Source organism: Streptomyces sp. CA-251247 (assembly GCF_050952975.1).
Taxonomy (GTDB): Bacteria; Actinomycetota; Actinomycetes; order Streptomycetales; family Streptomycetaceae; genus Streptomyces; species Streptomyces achmelvichensis.
Window position 1 is genome coordinate 1,727,776 of the sequence record NZ_CP191861.1, and the last position, 21,166, is coordinate 1,748,941.

Consider the following 21,166-nt stretch of genomic DNA (forward strand, 5'->3'; position numbering starts at 1 on the left):
CCCCGACCACCGCCGCCGCGCACGGAAGGCCGCCACGCCCACCCGGTCGGACCTCGGCCGGCGGGCAGCAGCGGTCCGCCGGATGCCCGCGCCCCTGGGCGCCCACGCGTCGGACGGTTCGATTACGTCCCTCCTTTGCGTGACCCCGGCCCCGGATAACCCGTTGAACCCTTCATGAGCCGGGACCCGCCCGGCATCCGTGATCAAGTCCGAGGAGCCACCCGTGCCGCGCATGCTCGACGTCAGCGAGGACGTACGCGCCGAGATCGGCGACGAAGAAGCCGACCGGCTGCTCGCCGGCGAGAACGCCCCGGGCAGCTACGACTGCACCTCCTGCCGCACCCCGGGCGACTCCGAGCAGGAGCGCACCAGCACGGTCCTGTTCGTGGGTGAGGAGACCGCCGTACTCGCCTTCGCCCACGCCACCTGCATCCCCTCACAGGTCGTCCAGGTCACCGAGGACCAACTGCAGGGGGCCGTGCGGTCCATCACCGCCGAGGAGCCCGCTCCGCAGACCACCCCGGGACAGGCCGTCCTGGGCATCACCAGCGGTCTGGTGCTCATCGACGGCGAGCTGCACCCCGCCCTGGTGGTCGAGCCGACCGCCCCGATCGCCCGCCCCGGCACCACGGGGAACGGCGGCGACGACTTCCTGCCGCTGCTCATCGAGCAGGGCTTCGTGCCGATCTCCGACGTGAACCACCGGCCCGGGCTGCTGGCCGGCTGGTCCGTGCTGATCGCCATGGGACAGCTGCACGCCGTTCTCCAGCCCGGCACCGGCGGCGGCAGCCCGGTCGCCTGGTGGCAGGCCCACCAGCCGCTCCAGGTGACCGACGGCTGGCGAGCGGCCGCCAACAAGTCGCACACGGTGCTGGTGTTCGCCGCGCCGGTCGGCTCGATCGGGCAGCAGCCGCGTGAGGACCTGCTGCGCGAGGCGCTGGAGAAGGCCGCGGCCGGCGGCCGTCTGGTGGCCGCCGCGATGCCGCTCGCGGGCACCTGATCCCGGCGGACCGCCGACCGGGCACCACGGACGCGTGACGGGCGGGGTCGTAGGTCGTTGCAGGTACGTGCACACATACGACCCCTCCCGCCAGCCGTACCAGAGCCAGATCCCCGCCATGCGCCCCGCGCGCGAGGCATCCGGTTCGCCCACGCCCATCTACGACACGCTGTACTCGGAGTACCGGAGGTCGTTCCGGACCCTGCCCGGCGACCGCAGTGGCGAGGAGGACCTCGGCTTCAAGGCGTTCGGCACGGGGCTCAGCAGCAGCCGCGGTTCCGGCTTCGCGGCAGCCGCCCAGCCGGTCCACCCGGGCGCGGGCTGGCAGCCGTATCCCGTCAGCAGCGTGCACGGCGGCAACAACTACCCGGCGGCGCTGCCGCCGGCCCCGCGTCGGAGCATCTGACGCCGCAGCCGCGACAAGGGCGCTGCCCCCGACCGTTCACCGGTCGGGGGCAGCGCCCTTGTCCTGTCGTGTCAGCGCGTCACTTCTTGCGGCCGCGCTTCTCCCGCACCCGCACCGAGATGTGGATCGGGGTGCCCTCGAAGCCGAACTCCTCCCGCAGCCTGCGCTCCACGAAGCGGCGGTAGCCGTGCTCCAGGAAGCCGGAGGCGAAGAGGACGAACCGCGGCGGCTTGGTGCCCGCCTGGGTGCCGAACAGGATGCGGGGCTGCTTGCCACCGCGGATCGGGTGCGGGTGGGAGGCGACGATCTCGCCGAGGAAGGAGTTCAGCCGTCCCGTCGGGACGCGCGTCTCCCAGCCGGCGAGCGCGGTCTCGATCGCCGGGACCAGCTTCTCCATGTGCCGGCCGGTGACGGCCGAGACATTCACCCGGGGCGCCCAGGCGATCTGGGCGAGCTCGGTCTCGATCTCGCGCTCCAGGTAGTAGCGGCGCTCCTCGTCGAGGGTGTCCCACTTGTTGAACGCCACGACCATGGCACGGCCGGCCTCGACCGCCATGGTGATGATGCGCTGGTCCTGGACGCTGATGGACTCGGACGAGTCGATCAGGACGACGGCGACCTCCGCCTTCTCGACCGCGGCGGCGGTCCGCAGGGAGGCGTAGTAGTCCGCGCCCTCCTGGAGGTGGACGCGGCGGCGGATACCGGCCGTGTCGATGAACTTCCAGGTGATGCCGCCGAGCTCGATCAGCTCGTCGACCGGGTCGCGGGTGGTGCCCGCCAGCTCGTTGACGACCACCCGGTCCTCGTTGGCGACCTTGTTGAGCAGCGAGGACTTTCCGACGTTCGGGCGGCCGATGAGGGCGATGCGGCGGGGGCCGCCGACGGCGTTGCCGAAGGTCTGGGCCGGTGCCTCGGGCAGGGCCTCGAGGACGGCGTCGAGCATGTCGCCCGTACCGCGGCCGTGCAGCGAGGAGACCGGGTGCGGCTGGCCGAGGCCGAGCGACCACAGCGCGGTGGCGTCCGCCTCGCCGCTCTGTCCGTCGACCTTGTTGGCACACAGCACGACGGGCTTGCCCGCCCGGCGCAGCAGCTTGACGACGGCCTCGTCGGTGTCGGTGGCGCCGACGGTGGAGTCGACCACGAAGACGACCGCGTCGGCCGCCTCGATCGCGTACTCGGCCTGGGCGGCGACGGAGGCGTCGAGCCCCAGGACGTCCTGCTCCCAGCCGCCGGTGTCGACGACCTTGAAGCGGCGGCCCGCCCACTCGGCCTCGTAGGTGACGCGGTCGCGGGTGACGCCCGGCTTGTCCTGGACGACGGCCTCACGGCGGCCGATGATGCGGTTCACCAGGGTCGACTTGCCGACATTGGGGCGGCCGACGACGGCGAGGACGGGCAGCGGGCCGTGCCCGGCCTCCTCGATGGCGCCTTCGACGTCCTCGACGTCGAAGCCCTCTTCCGCGGCGAGCTCCATGAACTCCGTGTACTCGGCATCGCCGAGCGCTCCGTGGTCGTGCTGGTCGTTCATGAAGTCCGTTCCTCGTTCATCGATGGATCGCGCGATCCACTACTCAAGTCTGGCCTAGCGCCCGGTGAGGCGCCTGGCATCCACCAGGTGGGCTGTCAGCCGCTCCTGGATCCGTACGGTGGCCTCGTCCAGCGCCTTGCGGGTACGGCGCCCGCCGGCGTCGCCCGCTTCGAAGGCGTCCCCGAACACGACGTCCACCTTGCTGCGCAGCGGGGGCAGCTGCCGTATCAACCGTCCGCCGCGCTCACTGCTTCCCAGCACCGCGACCGGGACGATCGGAGCCCCCGAGCGTACGGCGAAGTAGGCGAGCCCCGCGCGCAGCGAGGCGAAGTCTCCTTCGCCGCGGCTGCCCTCGGGAAAGATGCCGAGGACACCCCCAGTGTCCAGCACGCCGAGCGCGTTGGATATCGCGGTGCGGTCGGCGCTCGACCGGTCCACCTTCAGCTGACCGATTCCCAGCAGGAACGGGTCGAGGGGACCGACGAACGCCTCCTTCTTGATCAGGAAGTGCACGGGCCGGGGCGCGGTGCCCATCAGCATCGGCCCGTCGATGTTGTGCGAGTGGTTCACGGCCAGGATGGCGGGCCCGGTCGCGGGAACCCGCCAGGCGCCGAGCACCCGCGGCCTCCACAGCCCGTACATCAGACCGATCCCGATACGGCGACCGACGGCGGCGCCCCGCTCGGACGGCAGGGTCACCGGGCCGCCCGCTTCTCCTCGACGAGGGTGACGACACATTCGACGACCTGCTGGAGGGTCAGCTCGCTGGTGTCCACCTCGACGGCGTCGTCCGCCTTGGCGAGCGGGGAGGTCTTGCGGCTGGAGTCGGCCGCGTCCCGCTTGATCAGGGCGTCCCGGGTGGCCGCCACGTCGGAGCCCTTGAGCTCGCCGCTGCGGCGGGCCGCACGGACCTCCGGCGTCGCGGTCAGGAAGATCTTCAGATCGGCGTCCGGCAGGACCGTGGTGCCGATGTCGCGGCCCTCGACGACGATGCCGCCCGTCGCGGACGCGGCGATGGAACGCTGGAGCTCGGTGATCCTCGCCCGCACCTCGGGGACGGCGCTGACCGCGCTCACCCTGGCGCTGACCTCCGGGGTCCGGATGGGGGCCGCTGCGTCCACACCGTCGACGGTGATCGTCGGGCCGTCCGGGTCGGTCCCCGAGACGATCGCGGGCTTGCCGGCGGCCATGGCGATCGCGGCGGGGTCGTCGACGTCGACACCATTGGTGATCATCCACCAGGTGATCGCCCGGTACTGGGCACCGGTGTCCAGGTAGCTCAGCCCGAGCGCGGCGGCCACCGCCCTGGAAGTGCTCGACTTGCCCGTGCCGGCGGGGCCGTCGATGGCGACGATCACGGATTCCACGGTGTCGGACACCTTTCCTGGTCTGCGGAGAGGGCCGGCGGAATGCCGAGGGGCCCCGAACAAGGTTACCGATTGCCGGGCACCGTCCTGACACACGGATGGCGGAGCCCGGATCACCCGGTTCGGGGAGCCCGCTACGGCCGGATCGACCAGCCGCGTTCGCGCAGGGAGGCCGCCAGGACGGGAGCCGCCGCCGGGACCACCATCAGTTGCACCAGGCCGGCCTGCTGACCGGTCGCGTGCTCGATCCGGACGTCCTCGATGTTGACGCCGGCCCGGCCGGCGTCCGCGAAGATCCGCGCCAGCTCGCCCGGCTCGTCGCTGATCAGCACGGCGACGACCTCGTACGAGGCCGGTGCGGCGCCGTGCTTGCCCGGGACGCGGGCGCGTCCCGCGTTGCCCCGCAGCAGGACGTCCTCGATGCCCTCGACGCCGACCTGCCGCTTGGACTCGTCGGCCGACTGCAGGGCGCGCAGGGCCTGGACCGTCTCGTCCAGGTCGGCGGCCACCCCGGCGAGCACATCGGCGACGGGCCCCGGGTTCGCGGACAGGATCTCGACCCACATGCGGGGGTCGGACGCGGCGATCCGTGTGACGTCGCGGATGCCCTGACCGCACAGGCGTACGGCCGTCTCGTCGGCCTCCTCCAGGCGGGCGGCGACCATCGACGAGATCAGCTGGGGGGTGTGCGAGACGAGCGCGACGGCGCGGTCGTGGGCGTCGGCGTCCATCACCACGGGGACGGCACGGCACAGTGCGACCAGTTCGAGCGCGAGGTTGAGGACCTCGGTGTCGGTGTCGCGGGTGGGCGTGAGGACCCAGGGCCGGCCCTCGAAGAGGTCGGCGGTGGCGGCGAGCGGACCGGAGCGCTCCTTGCCCGACATCGGGTGGGAGCCGATGTACGAGCGGAGATCGAGACCGAGGGCCTCCAGCTCGCGCCGCGGTCCGCCCTTGACGCTGGCCACGTCGAGATAGCCGCGGGCGGTCCCGGCACGCATGGCGTCCGCCAGCGCGGCGGCGACATGGGCGGGCGGCACGGCGACGATGGCGAGGTCGACCGGTCCCTCGGGCGGCTCGTCCGTACCGGCGCCGAGCGCGGCGGCCGTACGCGAACGCTCCGGGTCGTGGTCGACGAGATGAACAGCGATCCCGCGGCCCGCCAACGCGAGCGCCGCCGAGGTGCCGATCAGACCGGTTCCGATGACGACGGCGGTTCTCACTGGGCGATGTCCTTGCGCAGGGCGGCGGCGGTGCCGAGGTAGACGTGGGCGATCTCGGACCGGTCGAGGTGTGACTCGACATGGGCCAGTATCCGTACGACGCGGGGCATCGCGCCGACGACGTCCAGTTCCTGCGCACAGATCAGCGGTACGTCCACGATGCCGAGGTTGCGCGCCGCGGCGGCCGGGAAGTCGCTGTGCAGATCGGGGGTGGCGGTGAACCAGACGCTGATCAGGTCGTCCGCGACCAGCCCGTTGCGCTCCAGCACGGCGGTGAGCAGCTGGCTGACCTGCTCGTCCATGTGTCCGGCGTCGTCCCGTTCCAGCTGGACCGCCCCGCGGACCGCTCGTACCGCCACCTCGTGCTCCTCACCTTGGCGCTGCTCCGTTCAGCGTAGTCACGCGGCCGGGCGCGGGAGCGCCACGACCGCTCTCCGAGACGGGCCGCCGGTACGTCCCGGGCGCCGGAGCCGCGAGCACCGGCGCCGCCGGGTGCCGTCGGTCAGAGCTGCTGCTGCCGGATGAGGTCCTCGATGGACTGGCCCGCGGGCGGCACCGCTCCGTCCGGGGTGAGCTTGTCCACCGTCTGCGGCAGCACCTGGGCGATCTGGTCGGCGGCCTGCTGCGGTGTGACCCCGGCGTCCTGGGCGACCTTCTGCAACGTCGCCTCCGGCACCGCCTCGGCGATCTGCACGCCGCTGACGGGCTGGTTGGCCCCTGTACCGATCCACGACTGGGCGTGGTCGGCCAGGCCGGACTTGGTCAGCATGTCCACCAGCCCGCCGAGCGGGCTGCCGCCGGCAGCGCCGTTCCTGTTGCCGAGTGCGCTGATCAGGGCGCCGAGGATGTTCGCGGCGCCGCCGGAGCCGGCGCTCTGCTGACCACCGCCGAGGAGGCCGCCCAGAAGACTGCCGAGGTCGTTACCCGCCATGGTTGTGCCCTTCGGTGAGGTTCGGTGAGGGTCCGCAGAAGTGAGGCCCGGTCAATGTCACCCGGATCACATGCGGTCGCCACTCGAACCCCTCCCGCGACGGACCGGGTACCACCGCGCTGCGCTACAACTGGCGCATGCTCTTTCACGTCGTACCCGTGGACGAATGGACGACGGACGTCGACCGTCCGTACGCCCCTGCCTCACTGGTCTCCGAGGGCTTTGTGCACTGCTCGCCCGACGGCCCGGCAGCGCTCGCGATCGCTGACGGCCTCTACCGCGACGTGCCCGATCTGCTGGTGCTCCAGATCGACGAGGCGGAGCTCAGCGCCGAAGTCCGCTGGGAAGGCTCGCAGGACATGCTGTTCCCGCATGTGTACGGGCCGATCGAGCGCTCCGCGGTCACGGCGGTGCTCGCCGTACGCCGCGACACGGACGGCCACGCGCGGGAACTCACCCCCTGGGTGTGACCCTCGGTGGCGCCCTGGCGGTACGCGTTGGGCTGTCGGGCGTACGGCACAGGCGTGATCGGGTACGCGCCGACAGGTTGCTTCTTCTCGGCGGCGTTCAGGGCCAAGATGCTCCTGGCGCACGGCCGGGGGGCACAACGGAGGGAGACGAGCCATGGACGCACAACGGCGTACGGTGCTGACCGCAGGCACGGCAGGTGCTCTGGCACTGATGATGGGATGCGGCGAGAACGGCGACGAGGGCGCGGCCGCGTCCGAGCAGCCGACCTCTCCCGGTGCGACGACCGCAACCGAGGAATCGCCCGCGGGCTCGGCGCCGGCCGGTGAGGAGCTGGCGCGGACCACCGACATCCCGGTGGGCGGCGGAAAGGTGTTCGCGGACCAGAAGGTCGTGGTCACCCAGCCGACGGCCGGTCAGTTCAAGGCCTTCTCCGCCATCTGCACCCATCAGGGCTGCACCGTGGACAAGGTCGCCGACGGCACCATCGACTGCCCCTGCCACGGCAGCAGGTTCCGTGTCGCGGACGCGTCGGTGGCGAAGGGTCCGGCCACGAAGCCCCTGCCGCCCAAGCAGATCACCGTCTCCGGGGAGACGATCCTGCTCACGTAGCCTGTGCCGCATGACCCCGCATGAGCTGGTGCGCGACCACACGATCTACTCATGTGTCATGGGTTCGCGCGCCTTTGGGCTGGCGACGGAGGACAGCGACACCGATGTGCGTGGTGTGTTCGTCGCACCCACCCCGCTCCACTGGCGCTTCGAGAAGCCCCCGACGCACGTCGAGGGCCCGGCCGAGGAGCAGTTCTCCTGGGAGCTGGAGCGCTTCTGCGATCTGGCGCTGCGTGCCAACCCGAACATCCTGGAGTGTCTGCACTCCCCGCACGTCGAGCGCATCGACGCCACCGGCCGTGAACTGCTCGCCCTGCGCGAGGCGTTCCTGTCCCGCGAGGTCCACCGGACGTTCGTGCGCTACGCCGAGGGCCAGCACAAGAAGCTGGAGTCGGACGTCCGCCGGTACGGCGCACCGCGCTGGAAGCACGCGATGCATCTGCTGCGGCTGCTGGCGTCCTGCCGGGACCTGCTGCGCACCGGGGAACTCGTCCTCGACGTGGGCGGGGACCGGGAGCGTCTGCTGGCCGTCAAGCGCGGCGAGTTCAGCTGGCCCGAGATCGCGTCGTGGATGGCCCGCACGGCCGACGAGGCCGATGAGGCGGCGCTCCGCACGCCTCTGCCGCCGGAGCCGGACCGCGCCCGCGTCGAGGACTTCCTCGTACGGGTCCGGCGGGCCTCAGCCCTCCAGCCGGACGCGGACCACGAGCGCGCCGAGGGCGGCGTGGGCGGAGGCCTCGTCGGGCAACCGTGAGGTCTGCTGCGACTCGTCGAGGACGAGGTGCAGCGCTTCGACGTCCGCCCGGGCCCTGTCCTTGTCGACGCCGGAGGCGAGACCGTGCTCGGCGTCCGCCTTGGCCGCGATCAGGTCGGGCAGGTAGGCGGGAGCCGGCACCTCGTCGAGCAGCGTGGGCAGATGCGCCTGCACCTCGCCGCTGCGCATCAGACGGATACCGGTCAGCAAGGTGCGGAAGGTGTAGAGCAGCGGCTTGAGTTCGCCGGTCTTCTCGAAGAGCCGCCACTGCGTGGACGCGAAACCCCGGTAGTGGTGGGCGTGGTGGACGGTGAGCACACCGGGTGCGAGGGCCACCAGCTCGCCGTGGGCCGCTCCGGTGTGAACGACCAGCGGGGACAGCAGCTGCTCCAGCACATAGCCGTTGCGGCGCAGCATGAGCCGGACGAACTTCCGCAGGTCGTGCGTGACCAGGTCCATCTCGGTCCCGTCCCGGTCCCACATCAGGGAGCGGGTCTCGTCGGGCTCGTGCAGCCCGACGAGCTCCGCCACCGGGAGAAGATGGACGCCCCGCAGGTCCACGTCCGAGTCCTTGGACGGGAATCCGTACAGGTGGGCCCCCGAGACGGTGGCGAAGAGCAGGGGGTCGGGCTGTTCGGCGACGACGGGGCCGAGGTCCATGTCGAGTGGGGCAGTCATGGATCAAGAATCCCAGAGCGCTCCGAGGGACATCAGGTCGCTGCGGTACTCGATCCGCTCCGACCACTCCTTGGGCCACGCCCCGGCGCCCAGGTGCGCCCCCGCGAAGGCACCGGCGAGGCAGGCGATGGAGTCCGAGTCGCCCCGCGTGCAGGCGGCCCGGCGCAGCGCGGTGGCCGGCTCGTCCGGGAAGAGCAGGAAGCACAGCAGCCCGGTCGTGAGGGCCTCTTCCGCGATCCAGCCGTCCCCGGTGGCCAGGCACGGATCCGTCTCCGGGTTGGTGGTGCGCAAGGCGGTGGCGAGCCGTTCGAGCGCCTGGAGGCACTCGTCCCAGCCGCGGGCGATGAAGGCCTGGGGCGTGGGGTCGTGGGAGTAGGTCCAGAGGTTGCCGAGCCAGCGCTCGTGATAGCGGCTGCGGCTCTCGTAGGCGTACGAGCGGAGCTGGCCCACCAGCCCCATCGGTTCGCCGCCCTGCGCCAGCAGGTGCACGGCCCGGGCGGTGAGGTCGGAGGCCGCCAGCGCGGTGGGGTGGCCGTGGGTGAGCGCCGCCTGCAACTGAGCGGCGCCCGCCCGCTGTTCCTCACTCAGTCCGGGTACGAGACCGACCGGCGCGACCCGCATGTTGGCGCCGCAGCCCTTGGAGCCGATCTGGCTGGCCTCCTGCCAGGGACGGTCGCTGTCGAGCTTCTCGCAGGCGACGAGGCAGGTGCGGCCGGGGGCGCGGTTGTTGTCCGGTGAGTGGTACCAGTCGACGAACTCCTTGCGCACCGGCCCGGCCATACGGGAGGCGTCCAGCACCCCGCGGTCCATGGCGGTGCGTATGCCCCGGCCGAGGGCCAGGGTCATCTGGGTGTCGTCCGTGACGATCGCGGGCCCGGGCAGCTGCATCTCCCGCCAGGGTCCGGTCTTGGCAAGAATCTGCGGTACGTCGTTGAACTCGGTCGGGAAGCCGAGCGCGTCCCCGATCGCCAGTCCGATCAGCGAGCCGGTCGCGGCCTGCTTGGTGACGGTCCTCGTGGTCCTCAGCGTGGTCATGACTGCCGTCCTTCCGGTCGCAGGAGTGGAGGGTGCAGGGCCGATGCGGCACCGGCCCGGTAGATCGCGGCGGGTTTCCCCCGGCCGCCGGTGCGGCGCGGCGCGCCCTCGACGGCTTCGACGAAGCCGGGTGTGGTGAGGACTTTCCGCCGGAAGTTGGGCCGGTCCAGCTCGACGCCCCAGACCGTCTCGTACACCTGCTGGAGCTCGCCGAGGGTGAACTCGGGCGGGCAGAAGCTGGTGGCCAGGCAGGTGTACTCGAGCTTGGCACCGATGCGTTCGTACGCGTCGGCGAGGATCCGGTCGTGGTCGAAGGCCAGCGGGGACGCGGACGCGAGCGGCATCCACTGGGCATGGGCCGCGTCCCCGCCGCCGCGTGGTTCCGGCAGGTCGGGCAGCAGGGCCGTGTAGGCGACGGACACCACCCGCATCCGCGGGTCGCGGTCCGGATCGCTGTAGGTGCGCAACTGCTCCAGGTGCAGGTGCTCGACGGTCCGCTGCGACAGCCCGGTCTCCTCGGCCAGTTCGCGGCGTGCGGCGCATTCGGCGGACTCCCTGGGCCGCACGAAGCCGCCGGGCAGGGCCCAGGCGCCCTGGTACGGGTCCTCACCGCGCCGCACGAGCAGGACATGCAGCCGTTGCTCGCGGACCGTGCAGACGGCGAGGTCGACGGTGACCGCGAAGGGAGGGAAGGCTCCCGGGTCGTAGTCCTGCATCAGCGGCGCTCCGGGAGTGGGTCGGCGAGGTCCCAGCCCTCGTCGAGCAGGGCGTCGACGGCGGCCACGGCGGTGGCGAGCCGCTGCTCGTGCGGGCCGTGCAGACGGACGGTACGCCGGCCGGTGCGCTCCAGTTCGTCGGCGAAGCGGCCGGTCATCCACGGTCGCAGATGTTCCCCGTCGCGCAGTCCGTCGTCCTCGAAGTCCACGCCTTCGTGGTCGGTGAGCAGCCACAGATGCTGTCTGCCGTGTGCGGCGATCCGCGCCACCTCGTCGTGGCTGCCGCCGAGGTAGCGCTCGTGCCACACCGTGGTGGCGAAGGCGTCGGTGTCGCAGAACAGCACCGGCGAACCGGCGCGGGCGGCCGCCTCCTCCAGCTCCGTCTGCCGCCGGGCGATGACCGGGAACTCGTCCGACGAGAAGGACACCTCGCTCCAGTCGGCCCCCGGCCGCACCGAGCGCAGCCGGGCCAGCTTCCGTTCGCTGAACTCCCGCCCGTACTCCGGCACACAGTGGGTGCGGGACCAGACGCCGCCGCGCCGCCGGTAGTGGTCCGTGAGCGCGCGGGCCATCGTCGTGGTGCCCGTCGACTCGGCGCCGAGCACGACGACGCGGCGGGCGAGCGCCGCGCGGACGGGGGCCCGCAGCAGGTCCCAGGAGCCGACGGGGTCCTTGCGCACAGCCGTCCCGGAGACCGGGAAGAGCGTGCGGTCGGGGTCGACGCACACCGCCTCGGCACCGAACCGGCGGCCCAGTTCCTGTCCGTACGTCTCGGAGGTGAAGACCGCGTCCACCGGCTCGGGCACGGCGGCGCGGAAGACCGCCATGTGCGCCTCCCACACGTCCGGGTCGTTCAGATCCACCGGGATGTCGTCGACGGCGCCGACGACCCGTACGTCCGGGTGGACTTCGCGCATCCACGCCAGGCGCTCCGCGAGCGGGATCGACTCGACCGCGGAGGCGCAGACCAGGACGGTGAGCCGCTCACACCGGTCGGCCGCGGTCGCCACGAGATGGTGGTGGCCCGCGTGCGGCGGATAGAACTTCCCGAGGACGAGGCCGTGCCCGTACCGGCTCATGCCCGTACCCCGGCGGGCTCACCGGGCACGGCTGCGAGATCACGCGACCAACTGCGCAGTCCCAGCACACAGAGCGTCATGAACCCGACGTAGAGCAGCGAGGTCAGATACAGCTCCTTGTACGCGTACAGCGGGATGTAGACGACGTCGGCCGCGATCCACAGCCACCACGACTCGACCCGCTTGCGGCACTGCCCGTAGGTCGCCATCAGCGACAGGGCGGTGGTCAGCGCGTCCCAGAAGGGGACGGTCGAGTCGGTGGCGCGGGCGAGCAGGAGAGTCAGCCCGGCGGTCCCCACCACCCCCGCCGCGCACAGCCACGACCATTCCGTGCGGCTCGTGCGCCGCACCGGAAGGCCGTCGCGGCCTGGTCCACCCCCGTGGGTCCAGGTCCACCAGCCGTACACGGCGAGGGTGATGAAGACGATCTGAAGGCCGGCGTCGGCGTACAGCCCGGCCTGGACGAAGAGAAGGATGAAGAAGAGGTTGTTGGCGATGCCGATCGGCCAGTTGGCGAGGTGCTGACGGGCGACGAGCCAGACGCAGAGCGCGCCGCTGCCGAACCCGAGGACCTCGGTCCAGCTCACCGGGGTGTCGAGAAGGGTGAACAGCGGCTGCTGCAACGGTTCGACGATGTCCGCGAGACTCACGCCCGCCTCCTTAATGGTCACTCTGACTATAAAGGCAGACGGGCGGTCCCACAAGGCGCGGCCCCGGGAACGACGAAAGCCCGCGGCATCAACTGCCGCGGGCTCTGCCTGCGTTGCGTCCCGGAACCGTAGGATCCGGCGCAACGGGACCCTCTAGAGGCCGACTTCCTTCATCAGCATGCCGACCTCGGTGTTCGTCAGACGGCGCAGCCAGCCCGACTTCTGGTCGCCGAGACCGATCGGCCCGAACGACGTCCGCACCAGCCGCTCGACCGGGAAACCGGCCTCGGACAGCATCCGGCGGACGATGTGCTTGCGGCCCTCGTGGAGGGTCACCTCGACCAGGTAGTTCTTGCCGGTGTTCTCCACCACGCGGAAGTGGTCGGCGCGCGCGTAGCCGTCCTCCAGCGGGATGCCGTCCTTGAGCCGCTTGCCGAGGTCGCGCGGGAGCGGGCCCTGGATCGCGGCCAGGTAGGTCTTCTTCACCCCGTACTTGGGGTGGGTGAGACGGTGGGCCAGTTCACCGTGGTTGGTGAGCAGGATGATGCCCTCGGTCTCGGTGTCCAGCCGCCCGACGTGGAACAGCCGCGTCTCGCGGTTGGTGACGTAGTCGCCCAGGCACTGACGGCCGTCGGGGTCCTCCATCGTGGAGACGACACCCGCGGGCTTGTTCAGCGCGAAGAAGAGGTGCGACTGGGTCGCGACGGTCAGCCCGTCGACCTTGATCTCGTCCTTCTCCGGGTCGACCCGGACACCCTGCTCGACGACGACCTGGCCGTTGACCTCGACCCGGCCGGAGTCGATCAGCTCCTCGCAGGAACGACGCGAACCCATACCGGCCCTGGCCAGCACCTTCTGCAGGCGCTCGCCCTCCTGCTCGGCGCCGGGGAAGGTCTTGGGCGTCTTCACCTCGGGCTTGTTCGCATAGCGCTCGCGGTTGCGCTCCTCGGTCCGGGCGTCGTACTCACGCGAACGCGAGGGGGCGGTCCGCCCGCGGCCTCGCTGGGGGGACTGCTTCGGGCCGCCCTTGGCACCGCCGCGGGCTCCCTCTCCCCGCCCCTTCTTCGGCGCCTCGGAGGAACCACCGACGTCGTAGCGGCGCTCCTCGGGCCGGGGCTTGCCCGAGCGCTTCTGCTGGTCGTCGCGGTTGTTGCCGGCACCCCGGTAGTTGCCGCGCCCGCTGCTGTTGTTGCCGCTGCTTCGCATCAAAGTTCCGTCGTCTTGTCGTCTTCGTCGGTGTCCGGAGCATCCGGATCGAACGACGGCACCCCTTCCAGCGTCTCGGCCTCGATCGCCTCGGCCTCGGGGAGGAAGGGCGCGAGCTCCGGGAGCTCGTCCAGGCCGCGCAGGCCCATCCGCTCCAGAAAGTAGTTCGTCGTCCTGTACAGGATCGCACCTGTTTCGGGTTCCGCGCCCGCCTCCTCGACCAGACCGCGCTGAAGGAGGGTGCGCATGACGCCGTCGCAGTTCACTCCGCGCACCGCGGAGACCCGCGAACGGCTGACCGGCTGACGGTACGCGACGACCGCGAGGGTCTCCAGCGCCGCCTGGGTGAGGCGTGCGTGCTGCCCGTCCAGGACGAAGCGTTCCACCGCGTCGGCGTGCTCCGCGCGTGAATAGAAGCGCCAGCCGCCCGCCACGAGCCTCAGCTCGAAGCCACGGCCCTGGACGGTGTACTCGTCGGCCAGCTCCCGCAGAGCGTCCGCCACCGCCCTGCGCGGCTGCTCCAGGACCTTGGCGAGGTGCTCCTCGGTGGCGGGCTCGTCCACCACCATCAGAACGGCCTCGAGGGCGGGCTTGAGATCACTCACGCCTTCTCCTCAGGAATCTCGGGTGCTCGGTCGAACTCGTCGGTGACGGTCGCCTCCGCGTCACCGCCGGTCCAGGTGACCAGGAGCTCCCCGAGGGCGTCCTCCTGGTCGAGGACGACGGCCTTGTCCCGGTAGAGCTCGAGGAGGGCCAGGAAGCGGGCGACGACGGTGAGGGTGTCCGCGGCGTCGTCCGCGAGCTCCCGGAAGCTGACCTGCCCGCGCTCCTTGAGCAGGGCGACGACGATCTCACCCTGCTCGCGCACGCTGACCAGCGGGGCGTGGATGTGGTCGACGTAGACCTGCGGCCGGGGCTTGGGCTGCATGGCTTTCACGGCCAGCCTGGCGAAGCCCTCGGGGCCGATGCTGATGACCACGTCGGGCAGCAGCTCGGCGTGGTGCGCCTCCAGCCCCACGGTCCGCGGGTACCGGCGGGACTCGGCGTCCAGCCGGACGTTGAAGATCTCGGCGATCTGCTTGTACGCGCGGTACTGGAGCAGCCGCGCGAAGAGCAGATCCCGCGCTTCGAGCAACGCGAGATCGGCCTCGTCCTCGACCTCGGCGGAGGGGAGCAGACGGGCGGCCTTGAGATCGAGCAGGGTCGCGGCGACCACGAGGAACTCCGTGGTCTGGTCGAGGTCCCAGTCGTTGCCCATGGCGCGGATGTACGTCATGAACTCGTCGGTGACCTTGGACAGGGCGACCTCGGTCACATCGAGCTTGTGCTTGGCGATCAGCTGGAGCAGAAGGTCGAAGGGGCCCTCGAAGTTCGCGAGCCGGACCTTGAACCGGCCGTCGTCGGGCTCGGGCTCTGGGGGCTGGTCCGACTGGTCCGGCCGGTCCGGTTCCTGACCGTCGGGCGAGGGGGGCTCGACGGGCGCCGGGACCGCGGGCGTGGCCCCGTCCGGGGCCGCGCTCTCGTCGCTCTCGTCGAGGACGTCCCCCAGGACGCCACCGGGCGCGCTGTGCGGGATCGGGAGCACGTCCGTGGCCGCGGGCTCGGGCCGGTACGCCGGGGGCGCGAGGGAGGCGTCCAGGGCGACGGGCACGTCATCGGGCTCGGGGGCCTCGGCAACGGGCTCCGCGACCGACACGGTCTCGGCCACCGGCTCGGGCACGCGCTCGGGGGTGACAGGTGCCGGCTCGGGCTCCGCGACCGGCACGGTCTCGGCCACCGGCTCGGGCACGCGCTCCGGGGCGACAGGCGCCTCGGCAACAGACGCGTGGGCGACGGGTGCTTCGGCAACGGGCTCGGGCGCGTATGTCTCGGTGTCGGGCTCCGGAACCGCTTCGGGCCCGGCCTCCGGATCGCCGGGCAGCGGGCCGGCCGGCCCCCAGGACCCCGCCTCCGTATCGCCCGGCGGACGCGTCGACCCCGGGCCCCGGCCGAGCGCGCGGCGGGACGAACGGGCGGGATCAACGGGCGGCGGCATCGTGGTCCAGGGGCGGAAGGAGCAGGCAGGGGCAGCGCGAGGCTACCGTCAGCGGCCGCGCAGCCGGCGTACGAGGATGCTCGCGTCGCCCCGCTGCTCGAGATCCGCCAGCACCACCGCGACCGCCTCGCGGACGATCCGCCCGCGGTCGACGGCCAGGCCGTGCTCGCCGCGCAGCACCAGCCGCGCGTGCTCGAGGTCCATCAGTTCCTCGGCCGAGACATAGACCGTGATCTTCTCGTCGTGCCGTTCGCGTCCGCTCGGGCGGCGGTTCGCACCGCGGCCTCCCCGGGAGCGGCGGGGCTGCGCACCGGCCGCGGCCTCCTGGGGTCGGCGCTTGGCCTCGGCGTCGTCGGTACTCCGGGCCCGTCCTTCGTCGCCCGCGTCGGACTCCGCGGCCGAGTGCTCCTCCGACGACGCCGGTGAGGCGGACGCGTCCGCCGTCTCCACCGGGTCGCTCTCCCCCGCCGGTGCGGGCACCCGCGGTTCGCCGTTCGCCTGCCTGCGCGGGGAGGACGAGTTCAGCGCCATGCCCCCGGTCGTACGGAACAGCTCGTCGGCCCCGGGCAGACTCACTCGGCGTGACACCGGGCGAGCACCTCCCTGGCGAGCTGGCGGTAGGCGGCCGCACCGACCGAGTTGGAGGCGTACGTGGTGATCGGCTCGCCGGCGACCGTGGTCTCCGGGAAGCGCACGGTGCGCCCGATGACCGTGTGGTAGACGTGGTCGTCGAACGCCTCGACCACGCGCGCCAGCACCTCACGGCTGTGCACCGTGCGGGAGTCGTACATCGTGGCGAGGATGCCGTCGAGCTCCAGGTCGGGGTTGAGCCGCTCCTGGACCTTCTCGATCGTCTCGGTCAGCAGTGCCACGCCGCGCAGCGCGAAGAACTCGCACTCGAGCGGCACGATCACCTTGTGCGCGGCGGTCAGCGCGTTGACGGTGAGCAGACCGAGCGAGGGCTGACAGTCGATCACGATGTAGTCGTAGTCGGCCATCAGGGGCTTCAGCGCCCGCTGGAGCGTCGACTCGCGCGCGACCTCGCTGACCAACTGCACTTCCGCGGCCGAGAGATCGATGTTGCTCGGCAGCAGGTCCATGTTGGGAACCGCGGTCTTCAGCAGCACCTCGTCCGCCGCCATACCCCGCTCCATGAGCAGGTTGTAGACGGTGAGGTCCAGCTCCATCGGGTTGACGCCGAGGCCGACCGACAGGGCTCCCTGCGGGTCGAAGTCGACGAGCAGAACGCGCCGTCCGTACTCCGCGAGCGCGGCACCCAGGTTGATGGTCGACGTGGTCTTGCCGACGCCGCCCTTCTGGTTGCACATCGCGATGATCTTCGCGGGGCCGTGATCGGTCAGCGGGCCCGGGATCGGGAAGTACGGCAGTGGCCGCCCGGTGGGGCCGATCCGCTCGCGGCGCTGACGCGCGGCGTCAGGGGCGAGGGTGGCCGCGTACTCGGGATCGGGCTCGTACTCGGCGTCGGGGTCGTAGAAGTGCCCTTCAGGGACTTCCTCGTAGGCGGCGAAGTGGGTGGACTCTCGGCCACTCTCGTTGCCGGCCATGGCGTTCACGTGTTGGCCGTCCATCGTCTTCATCGTGTGGGCTGTCGTCATGTGCGTGGAGTCCTGGTGTGTCGCGGAAGTACGGACAGCGACGGAGCCGACAGCTTCGAGCCCGGAAGACGGGCCCTGGCCCGGCACTGGTGGCACCCCCACGCCCGCGGGGCGTAGGGGATGCGTTCCTGCTTGACCACCCCCGGGAGTAAATGTCGACTCATTCACAAGTCGTCTTACCTCCTTGGACGTGACCAGGAAACTTATCGATAGGTCAGCGTGGCACCATGCCGACGGTTGGCGACTCTATGGCGTGTCACCGCTCCGCAGCAACACAATCAACCGGACCCGGCCCGATGTGTCGGCAACGGAACACCCTTCTGTCAAGGGTGCTCAGACCTTCCGCCGCAACCCGGCGCTCTGGTTTCGAGGGTGTGCGAAACGGTTAAAGGGTTACGTTCGACGCGAGTTGAGCGAGTGCCGCAAAGGCCTCGGACACGCATCCGGCCGGACCTCGCTCTGCAAGATCCGGCCGGTGGCGTGATGTTGACGACGTGCGTTGACTCTCAGCCGAGAAGCGCGCTCAGCTCGACGCTCTGGAGGCCGTGCGCCTCGGCGACCGGACCGTAAACGACCTGGCCATCATGGGTGTTGAGGCCCAGCGCGAGCGCCGAGTCCCGGCGCAGCGCCTCGGCCCAGCCACGGTTCGCGAGCTCCACGATGTAGGGCAGCGTGGCGTTGGTGAGGGCGTACGTCGAGGTGTTCGGGACGGCGCCCGGCATGTTCGCGACGCAGTAGAAGACCGAGTTGTGGACCTGGAAGGTCGGCTCGGCGTGCGTGGTCGGGTGGGAGTCCTCGAAGCAGCCGCCCTGGTCGATCGCAATGTCGACAAGGACACTTCCGGGCTTCATCTTGGCGACGAGCTCGTTGGTGACCAGCTTCGGCGCCTTGGCACCGGGGATGAGAACGGCACCGATGACGAGGTCGGCCTCGACGACCGCCTTCTCCAGTTCGTAGGCGTTGGAGACGATCGTCTGCACCTTGGTGCCGAAGACCTTGTCGGCCTCACGGAGCTTGTTGATGTCCCGGTCGAGCAGGGTGACGTGGAAGCCCATACCGACCGCGATCTGGGTGGCGCTCCAGCCGGAGACACCGCCGCCGATGACGACGGCCCTGCCGGCGGCGACGCCCGGGACACCGCCGGGCAGCACACCGCGGCCGCCGACCTGGCGCATCAGGTGGTAGGCGCCGACCTGGGGAGCGATCCGGCCCGCGACCTCGGACATCGGCGCGAGCAGCGGCAGCGAGCGGTTCGCGGTCTCGACCGTCTCGTACGCGATGGCGGTGGTGCCGGACTCCAGCAGCGCGTCGGTGCACTCGCGGGACGCGGCGAGGTGCAGGTACGTGAAGAGCGTCTGGTCCTTGCGCAGGCGGTGGTACTCCTCCGCGATGGGCTCCTTGACCTTCAGCAGCAGGTCGGCGGTGGCCCAGACCTCGTCGGCGGTGGGCAGGATCTGCGCACCGGCGGCGACGAACTCGACGTCCGTGATCGAGGAGCCGGCACCGGCGTTCTGCTCGATGACGACCTCGTGGCCGTGGCGCACCAGCTCATTCACGCCGGCGGGGGTGATGGCCACCCGGAACTCGTTGTTCTTGACCTCGCGGGGGATGCCGACCTTCACGTCGATCACGGTCCTTGACTCAGGGGATACAGGGGCTTACTTCCATACTTACCCGGACACACGGGGGCATCCAGAGACACCACGAGAACGACCGCGGCGGAGCCAGTCTAATGAAGGACTTCTCCCTGTCTAGCCTTACAAAGCATTAATCTTGAGCCGAAGCACTACGGATTTCGTAGGCAGAACCCTCGTGATTGAGCAACATTTCGGCAGTGGAGCGGTGCACACGGGCCGCAGCCGGGTCACCCAGCCGGTCGAGGGTGTCGGCCAGCCTGAGCTGCAGCGCTGCCTGGAGCCGGTCGTCCCCGGCCCGGCGTGCCCACTCCACGGCCTGCCGGCAGGTGTGCAGGGACTCCTCCGGCCGGCCCGCGTACTCCTGGACGCGGGCCGCCTCGCTCAGCGAACGCGCCTGGGAGGCGAGGTCGCCCACCTTGCGGTAGCCCGCGACCGAGGCGCGCCAGTTGCGCAACGCCTCGCCGTAGAGGCCTGCGTAGGAGTGCACCGCACCGAGACGGCCGTAGAGCCGGGCCTCGTCGGCGCGCTCCCCGCGTCCCTGGCACTGGGCGAGCGCCCGGCCGAACCAGTCGGCGGCCCGGTGCCAGTCCCCCAGCTCCTGGTAGGCACCGCCGACGGATTCCATCGCGCGGCCGGTCGCATACATGTCGTTCGCGGCCCGTCCGGCGTCCAGAGCGGCCCGGTACCGGGCCAGCGCGTCCGCGGTGCGACCGGTCTGCGCGTCCAGATCTCCCAGATTGAGCAGGGCGGCGGCCTGCTCCCGGTGCAGCCCGCGCCGCTCGGCGACCCCGAGCACCAGCTGGTGCAGGCCGTAGAGCTCGGGGGCGGCGGCCTCGGTGCCGCGATGTGCCGCCAGCGCCCGGACGAGTGCGGCGACCAGTCTGCGCGCCAGCGTGTCCAGCCCGCCGTCCTCCACCGCGAGCCGAGCGGAGGCCATGAGCACGGGCTGCCGGGACCTCAGCCACGTCTCGGCGGCCGACGGGTTCGCGAAGCGCATCGCCCGCGGCAGCCCGGCCAGCATCTTGCGTGCCGGTGAACCCTCGGGCTCGGTGACGGCACGGCATGCCTGAAGCTGCCGGACCGTCCGCTCCAGCATCCGCGCCCGCGCCAGCTGCACCTCGGCGGGCTTGTCCTGCGACTCCATCAGGGACCGCAGCAGCGGCGCGAGCGAGCCGGGCACCCGGTGGCGGCTGCCCTCCAGGCGCAGCAGGCCCAGCTGCACGAACTCGTCCAGCACCCGCTGCGCGTCCTCCACCGCGCACCCGCTCAGCGCGGACGCGGTGTGCGCGTCGGCGACCCCGGCGGGCGCGAGTGCCAGCAACCGCAGCATCCGGGCGTTCGTCGGACTCAGCGATCCGTAGGCCAGCCGGAAGGCCCGGGAGAGCGGCCGGGCTCCCTGGGGCTGTTCGTCGTCGTCGGGCACGGCCCGCAGTTGCTTGGTCGCGTCGGCGACCGACGCCTTGGGCCGGGCGGCGAGCCAGCCTCCGACCAGCAGGAGCCCCGCGGGCAGGCCACCGCACTCCTCCGCCACGGTCTCGGCGGCCTGCGGATCCACGGTGATCCGCACCGATCCGGTGAAGGAGCCGAGCAGCTCGATCGCCGCCTTGGCGTCCATACCGCCGAGCGTGCAGGGCCGTACGTCGGGAATGCCGGTCAGCGGGCCCGCGGCGACGGCCACGGCGAGGCAGTCGGAGTTGTCGGGCAGCAGCGGGTCGACCTGCTCGGCGTCGGCGGCGTCGTCGAGCAGCAGGACGACCCGCCGGTCCGCGAGCGTGTCGCGGACCATGCCGGACAGTTCGTCCTCGTCGGCTCCGGGCGGCGAGGGGACGCCGAGCGTGTCGAGCAGATCGCGGGCCGTCTCCTCGGTGGGGACCCGCCGTCCGCCGGGTTCGGTCAGCCGGGCGCGGAGCACCCCGTCGGGATAGGCCGCGGCCAGCCGGCCGATGAGCTCCTCGGCGAGCGCGGTCCGTCCGGAGCCTGGCCGGCCGGCGATCAGCAGAACCCGTGCGCGGGGAGATTTGCGACCGGCGATGGTGTCCAGTCCGGCGCGTTCGATGTCGGCCCTGAGGGCCTTCAACTCCCTTTGCCTGCCGAAGAATTGGCCCCTGGCCGCGCCGGCCCGTCCGCTCGAGTCCACCGCCTGATCCGTCACGGGCCACGCTCCCGTCCAGTCCGCGCACAAGCCGAGCCCGCAGGGGCTCCGCACGGGCGTTCCGAGCCTAGTTCAC

The 21,166-nt window shown here is 71.4% G+C and carries 22 protein-coding genes and 1 pseudogene; 5 read left to right on the forward strand and 18 right to left on the reverse strand.

Annotated features, from left to right (window positions below):
* The first annotated feature begins 223 nt into the window (after positions 1-223).
* Together ACQPWZ_RS07610 and ACQPWZ_RS07615 are read left to right on the forward strand one after the other, a co-directional pair.
* Entirely contained in the window at positions 224-1,000 is a 777-nt protein-coding gene (locus tag ACQPWZ_RS07610) for a hypothetical protein (RefSeq protein ID WP_313947200.1), read from the forward strand.
* A 67-nt stretch (positions 1,001-1,067) separates the two neighbouring features.
* Positions 1,068-1,406 (forward strand): hypothetical protein, encoded by a 339-nt coding sequence (locus ACQPWZ_RS07615; RefSeq protein WP_433570951.1) that lies wholly within the window; start codon positions 1,068-1,070, stop codon positions 1,404-1,406.
* A gap of 79 nt (positions 1,407-1,485) precedes the next feature.
* Here ACQPWZ_RS07615 and der read toward each other — a convergent pair whose 3' ends face one another.
* The 6 genes and pseudogenes from der to ACQPWZ_RS07645 form a co-directional block, all read right to left on the reverse strand.
* Positions 1,486-2,934: a ribosome biogenesis GTPase Der gene (gene der / locus ACQPWZ_RS07620; protein ID WP_340472321.1), complete on the reverse strand. Its 1,449-nt coding sequence runs from the start codon at positions 2,932-2,934 to the stop codon at positions 1,486-1,488.
* 54 nt (positions 2,935-2,988) lie between these two features.
* Entirely contained in the window at positions 2,989-3,672 is a 684-nt protein-coding gene (locus ACQPWZ_RS07625) for a lysophospholipid acyltransferase family protein (protein WP_340472322.1), read from the reverse strand.
* Entirely contained in the window at positions 3,630-4,313 is a 684-nt protein-coding gene (gene cmk, locus ACQPWZ_RS07630) for a (d)CMP kinase (RefSeq protein WP_340472323.1), read from the reverse strand. Before cmk ends, ACQPWZ_RS07625 begins: the two co-directional genes overlap by 43 nt.
* A 122-nt stretch (positions 4,314-4,435) precedes the next feature.
* A complete protein-coding gene (locus ACQPWZ_RS07635) occupies positions 4,436-5,521 on the reverse strand; it encodes a prephenate dehydrogenase (RefSeq protein ID WP_405568614.1) in 1,086 nt (361 codons plus the stop codon).
* The gene (gene aroH / locus ACQPWZ_RS07640) at positions 5,518-5,880 is read right to left on the reverse strand and encodes a chorismate mutase (RefSeq protein ID WP_313947194.1); all 363 of its coding nucleotides are present in this window, start codon (positions 5,878-5,880) and stop codon (positions 5,518-5,520) included. Before aroH ends, ACQPWZ_RS07635 begins: the two co-directional genes overlap by 4 nt.
* A gap of 143 nt (positions 5,881-6,023) precedes the next feature.
* Positions 6,024-6,464, reverse strand: a pseudogene (locus ACQPWZ_RS07645) (YidB family protein); the annotation flags it as partial.
* A 125-nt stretch (positions 6,465-6,589) separates the two neighbouring features.
* Between ACQPWZ_RS07645 and ACQPWZ_RS07650 the strand changes: the two are divergent.
* The 3 genes from ACQPWZ_RS07650 (at position 6,590) to ACQPWZ_RS07660 (ending at position 8,286) form a co-directional block, all read left to right on the forward strand.
* Positions 6,590-6,922 carry a DUF952 domain-containing protein gene (locus ACQPWZ_RS07650; protein WP_340472325.1) on the forward strand — a complete coding sequence of 111 codons (333 nt, stop codon included), beginning with the start codon at positions 6,590-6,592 and terminating at the stop codon, positions 6,920-6,922.
* A 154-nt stretch (positions 6,923-7,076) separates the two neighbouring features.
* Complete coding sequence (locus ACQPWZ_RS07655; RefSeq protein WP_433570952.1) at positions 7,077-7,532, forward strand: Rieske (2Fe-2S) protein; 456 nt, start codon at positions 7,077-7,079, stop codon at positions 7,530-7,532.
* Positions 7,533-7,542: 10 nt separating this feature from the next.
* Positions 7,543-8,286, forward strand: coding sequence for a nucleotidyltransferase domain-containing protein (locus tag ACQPWZ_RS07660; RefSeq protein WP_433570953.1), 744 nt, complete (start codon positions 7,543-7,545; stop codon positions 8,284-8,286).
* Here the strand turns inward: ACQPWZ_RS07660 and ACQPWZ_RS07665 are convergent.
* The 12 genes from ACQPWZ_RS07665 to ACQPWZ_RS07720 form a co-directional block, all read right to left on the reverse strand.
* Positions 8,212-8,964 carry a nucleotidyltransferase domain-containing protein gene (locus ACQPWZ_RS07665; RefSeq protein ID WP_356704874.1) on the reverse strand — a complete coding sequence of 251 codons (753 nt, stop codon included), beginning with the start codon at positions 8,962-8,964 and terminating at the stop codon, positions 8,212-8,214. The two genes, ACQPWZ_RS07660 and ACQPWZ_RS07665, sit on opposite strands and share 75 nt — an antisense overlap.
* Before the next feature lie 3 nt (positions 8,965-8,967).
* Positions 8,968-9,999 (reverse strand): ADP-ribosylglycohydrolase family protein, encoded by a 1,032-nt coding sequence (locus ACQPWZ_RS07670; protein WP_356704873.1) that lies wholly within the window; start codon positions 9,997-9,999, stop codon positions 8,968-8,970.
* Positions 9,996-10,715: an NUDIX hydrolase gene (locus ACQPWZ_RS07675; RefSeq protein ID WP_340472331.1), complete on the reverse strand. Its 720-nt coding sequence runs from the start codon at positions 10,713-10,715 to the stop codon at positions 9,996-9,998. The genes ACQPWZ_RS07670 and ACQPWZ_RS07675 overlap by 4 nt, the downstream gene beginning before the upstream one ends.
* The gene (locus tag ACQPWZ_RS07680; RefSeq protein WP_433570954.1) at positions 10,715-11,794 is read right to left on the reverse strand and encodes an AAA family ATPase; all 1,080 of its coding nucleotides are present in this window, start codon (positions 11,792-11,794) and stop codon (positions 10,715-10,717) included. Before ACQPWZ_RS07680 ends, ACQPWZ_RS07675 begins: the two co-directional genes overlap by 1 nt.
* Entirely contained in the window at positions 11,791-12,444 is a 654-nt protein-coding gene (gene pnuC / locus ACQPWZ_RS07685; protein WP_433570955.1) for a nicotinamide riboside transporter PnuC, read from the reverse strand. The genes ACQPWZ_RS07680 and pnuC overlap by 4 nt, the downstream gene beginning before the upstream one ends.
* A gap of 153 nt (positions 12,445-12,597) precedes the next feature.
* Positions 12,598-13,650 (reverse strand): pseudouridine synthase, encoded by a 1,053-nt coding sequence (locus tag ACQPWZ_RS07690; RefSeq protein WP_313947184.1) that lies wholly within the window; start codon positions 13,648-13,650, stop codon positions 12,598-12,600.
* Positions 13,650-14,219 carry an SMC-Scp complex subunit ScpB gene (gene scpB / locus ACQPWZ_RS07695; protein ID WP_327686925.1) on the reverse strand — a complete coding sequence of 190 codons (570 nt, stop codon included), beginning with the start codon at positions 14,217-14,219 and terminating at the stop codon, positions 13,650-13,652. Before scpB ends, ACQPWZ_RS07690 begins: the two co-directional genes overlap by 1 nt.
* A gap of 32 nt (positions 14,220-14,251) precedes the next feature.
* Positions 14,252-15,685: a segregation/condensation protein A gene (locus ACQPWZ_RS07700; RefSeq protein ID WP_433570956.1), complete on the reverse strand. Its 1,434-nt coding sequence runs from the start codon at positions 15,683-15,685 to the stop codon at positions 14,252-14,254.
* A 48-nt stretch (positions 15,686-15,733) separates the two neighbouring features.
* Positions 15,734-16,261: a hypothetical protein gene (locus ACQPWZ_RS07705; protein WP_340477776.1), complete on the reverse strand. Its 528-nt coding sequence runs from the start codon at positions 16,259-16,261 to the stop codon at positions 15,734-15,736.
* Positions 16,258-17,388 carry a ParA family protein gene (locus ACQPWZ_RS07710; RefSeq protein ID WP_313949067.1) on the reverse strand — a complete coding sequence of 377 codons (1,131 nt, stop codon included), beginning with the start codon at positions 17,386-17,388 and terminating at the stop codon, positions 16,258-16,260. The genes ACQPWZ_RS07705 and ACQPWZ_RS07710 overlap by 4 nt, the downstream gene beginning before the upstream one ends.
* 419 nt (positions 17,389-17,807) lie before the next feature.
* The gene (gene ald, locus ACQPWZ_RS07715) at positions 17,808-18,923 is read right to left on the reverse strand and encodes an alanine dehydrogenase (protein WP_340477778.1); all 1,116 of its coding nucleotides are present in this window, start codon (positions 18,921-18,923) and stop codon (positions 17,808-17,810) included.
* 145 nt (positions 18,924-19,068) lie between these two features.
* Complete coding sequence (locus ACQPWZ_RS07720) at positions 19,069-21,090, reverse strand: tetratricopeptide repeat protein (protein WP_383232814.1); 2,022 nt, start codon at positions 21,088-21,090, stop codon at positions 19,069-19,071.
* Between the last annotated feature and the right edge of the window lie 76 nt (positions 21,091-21,166).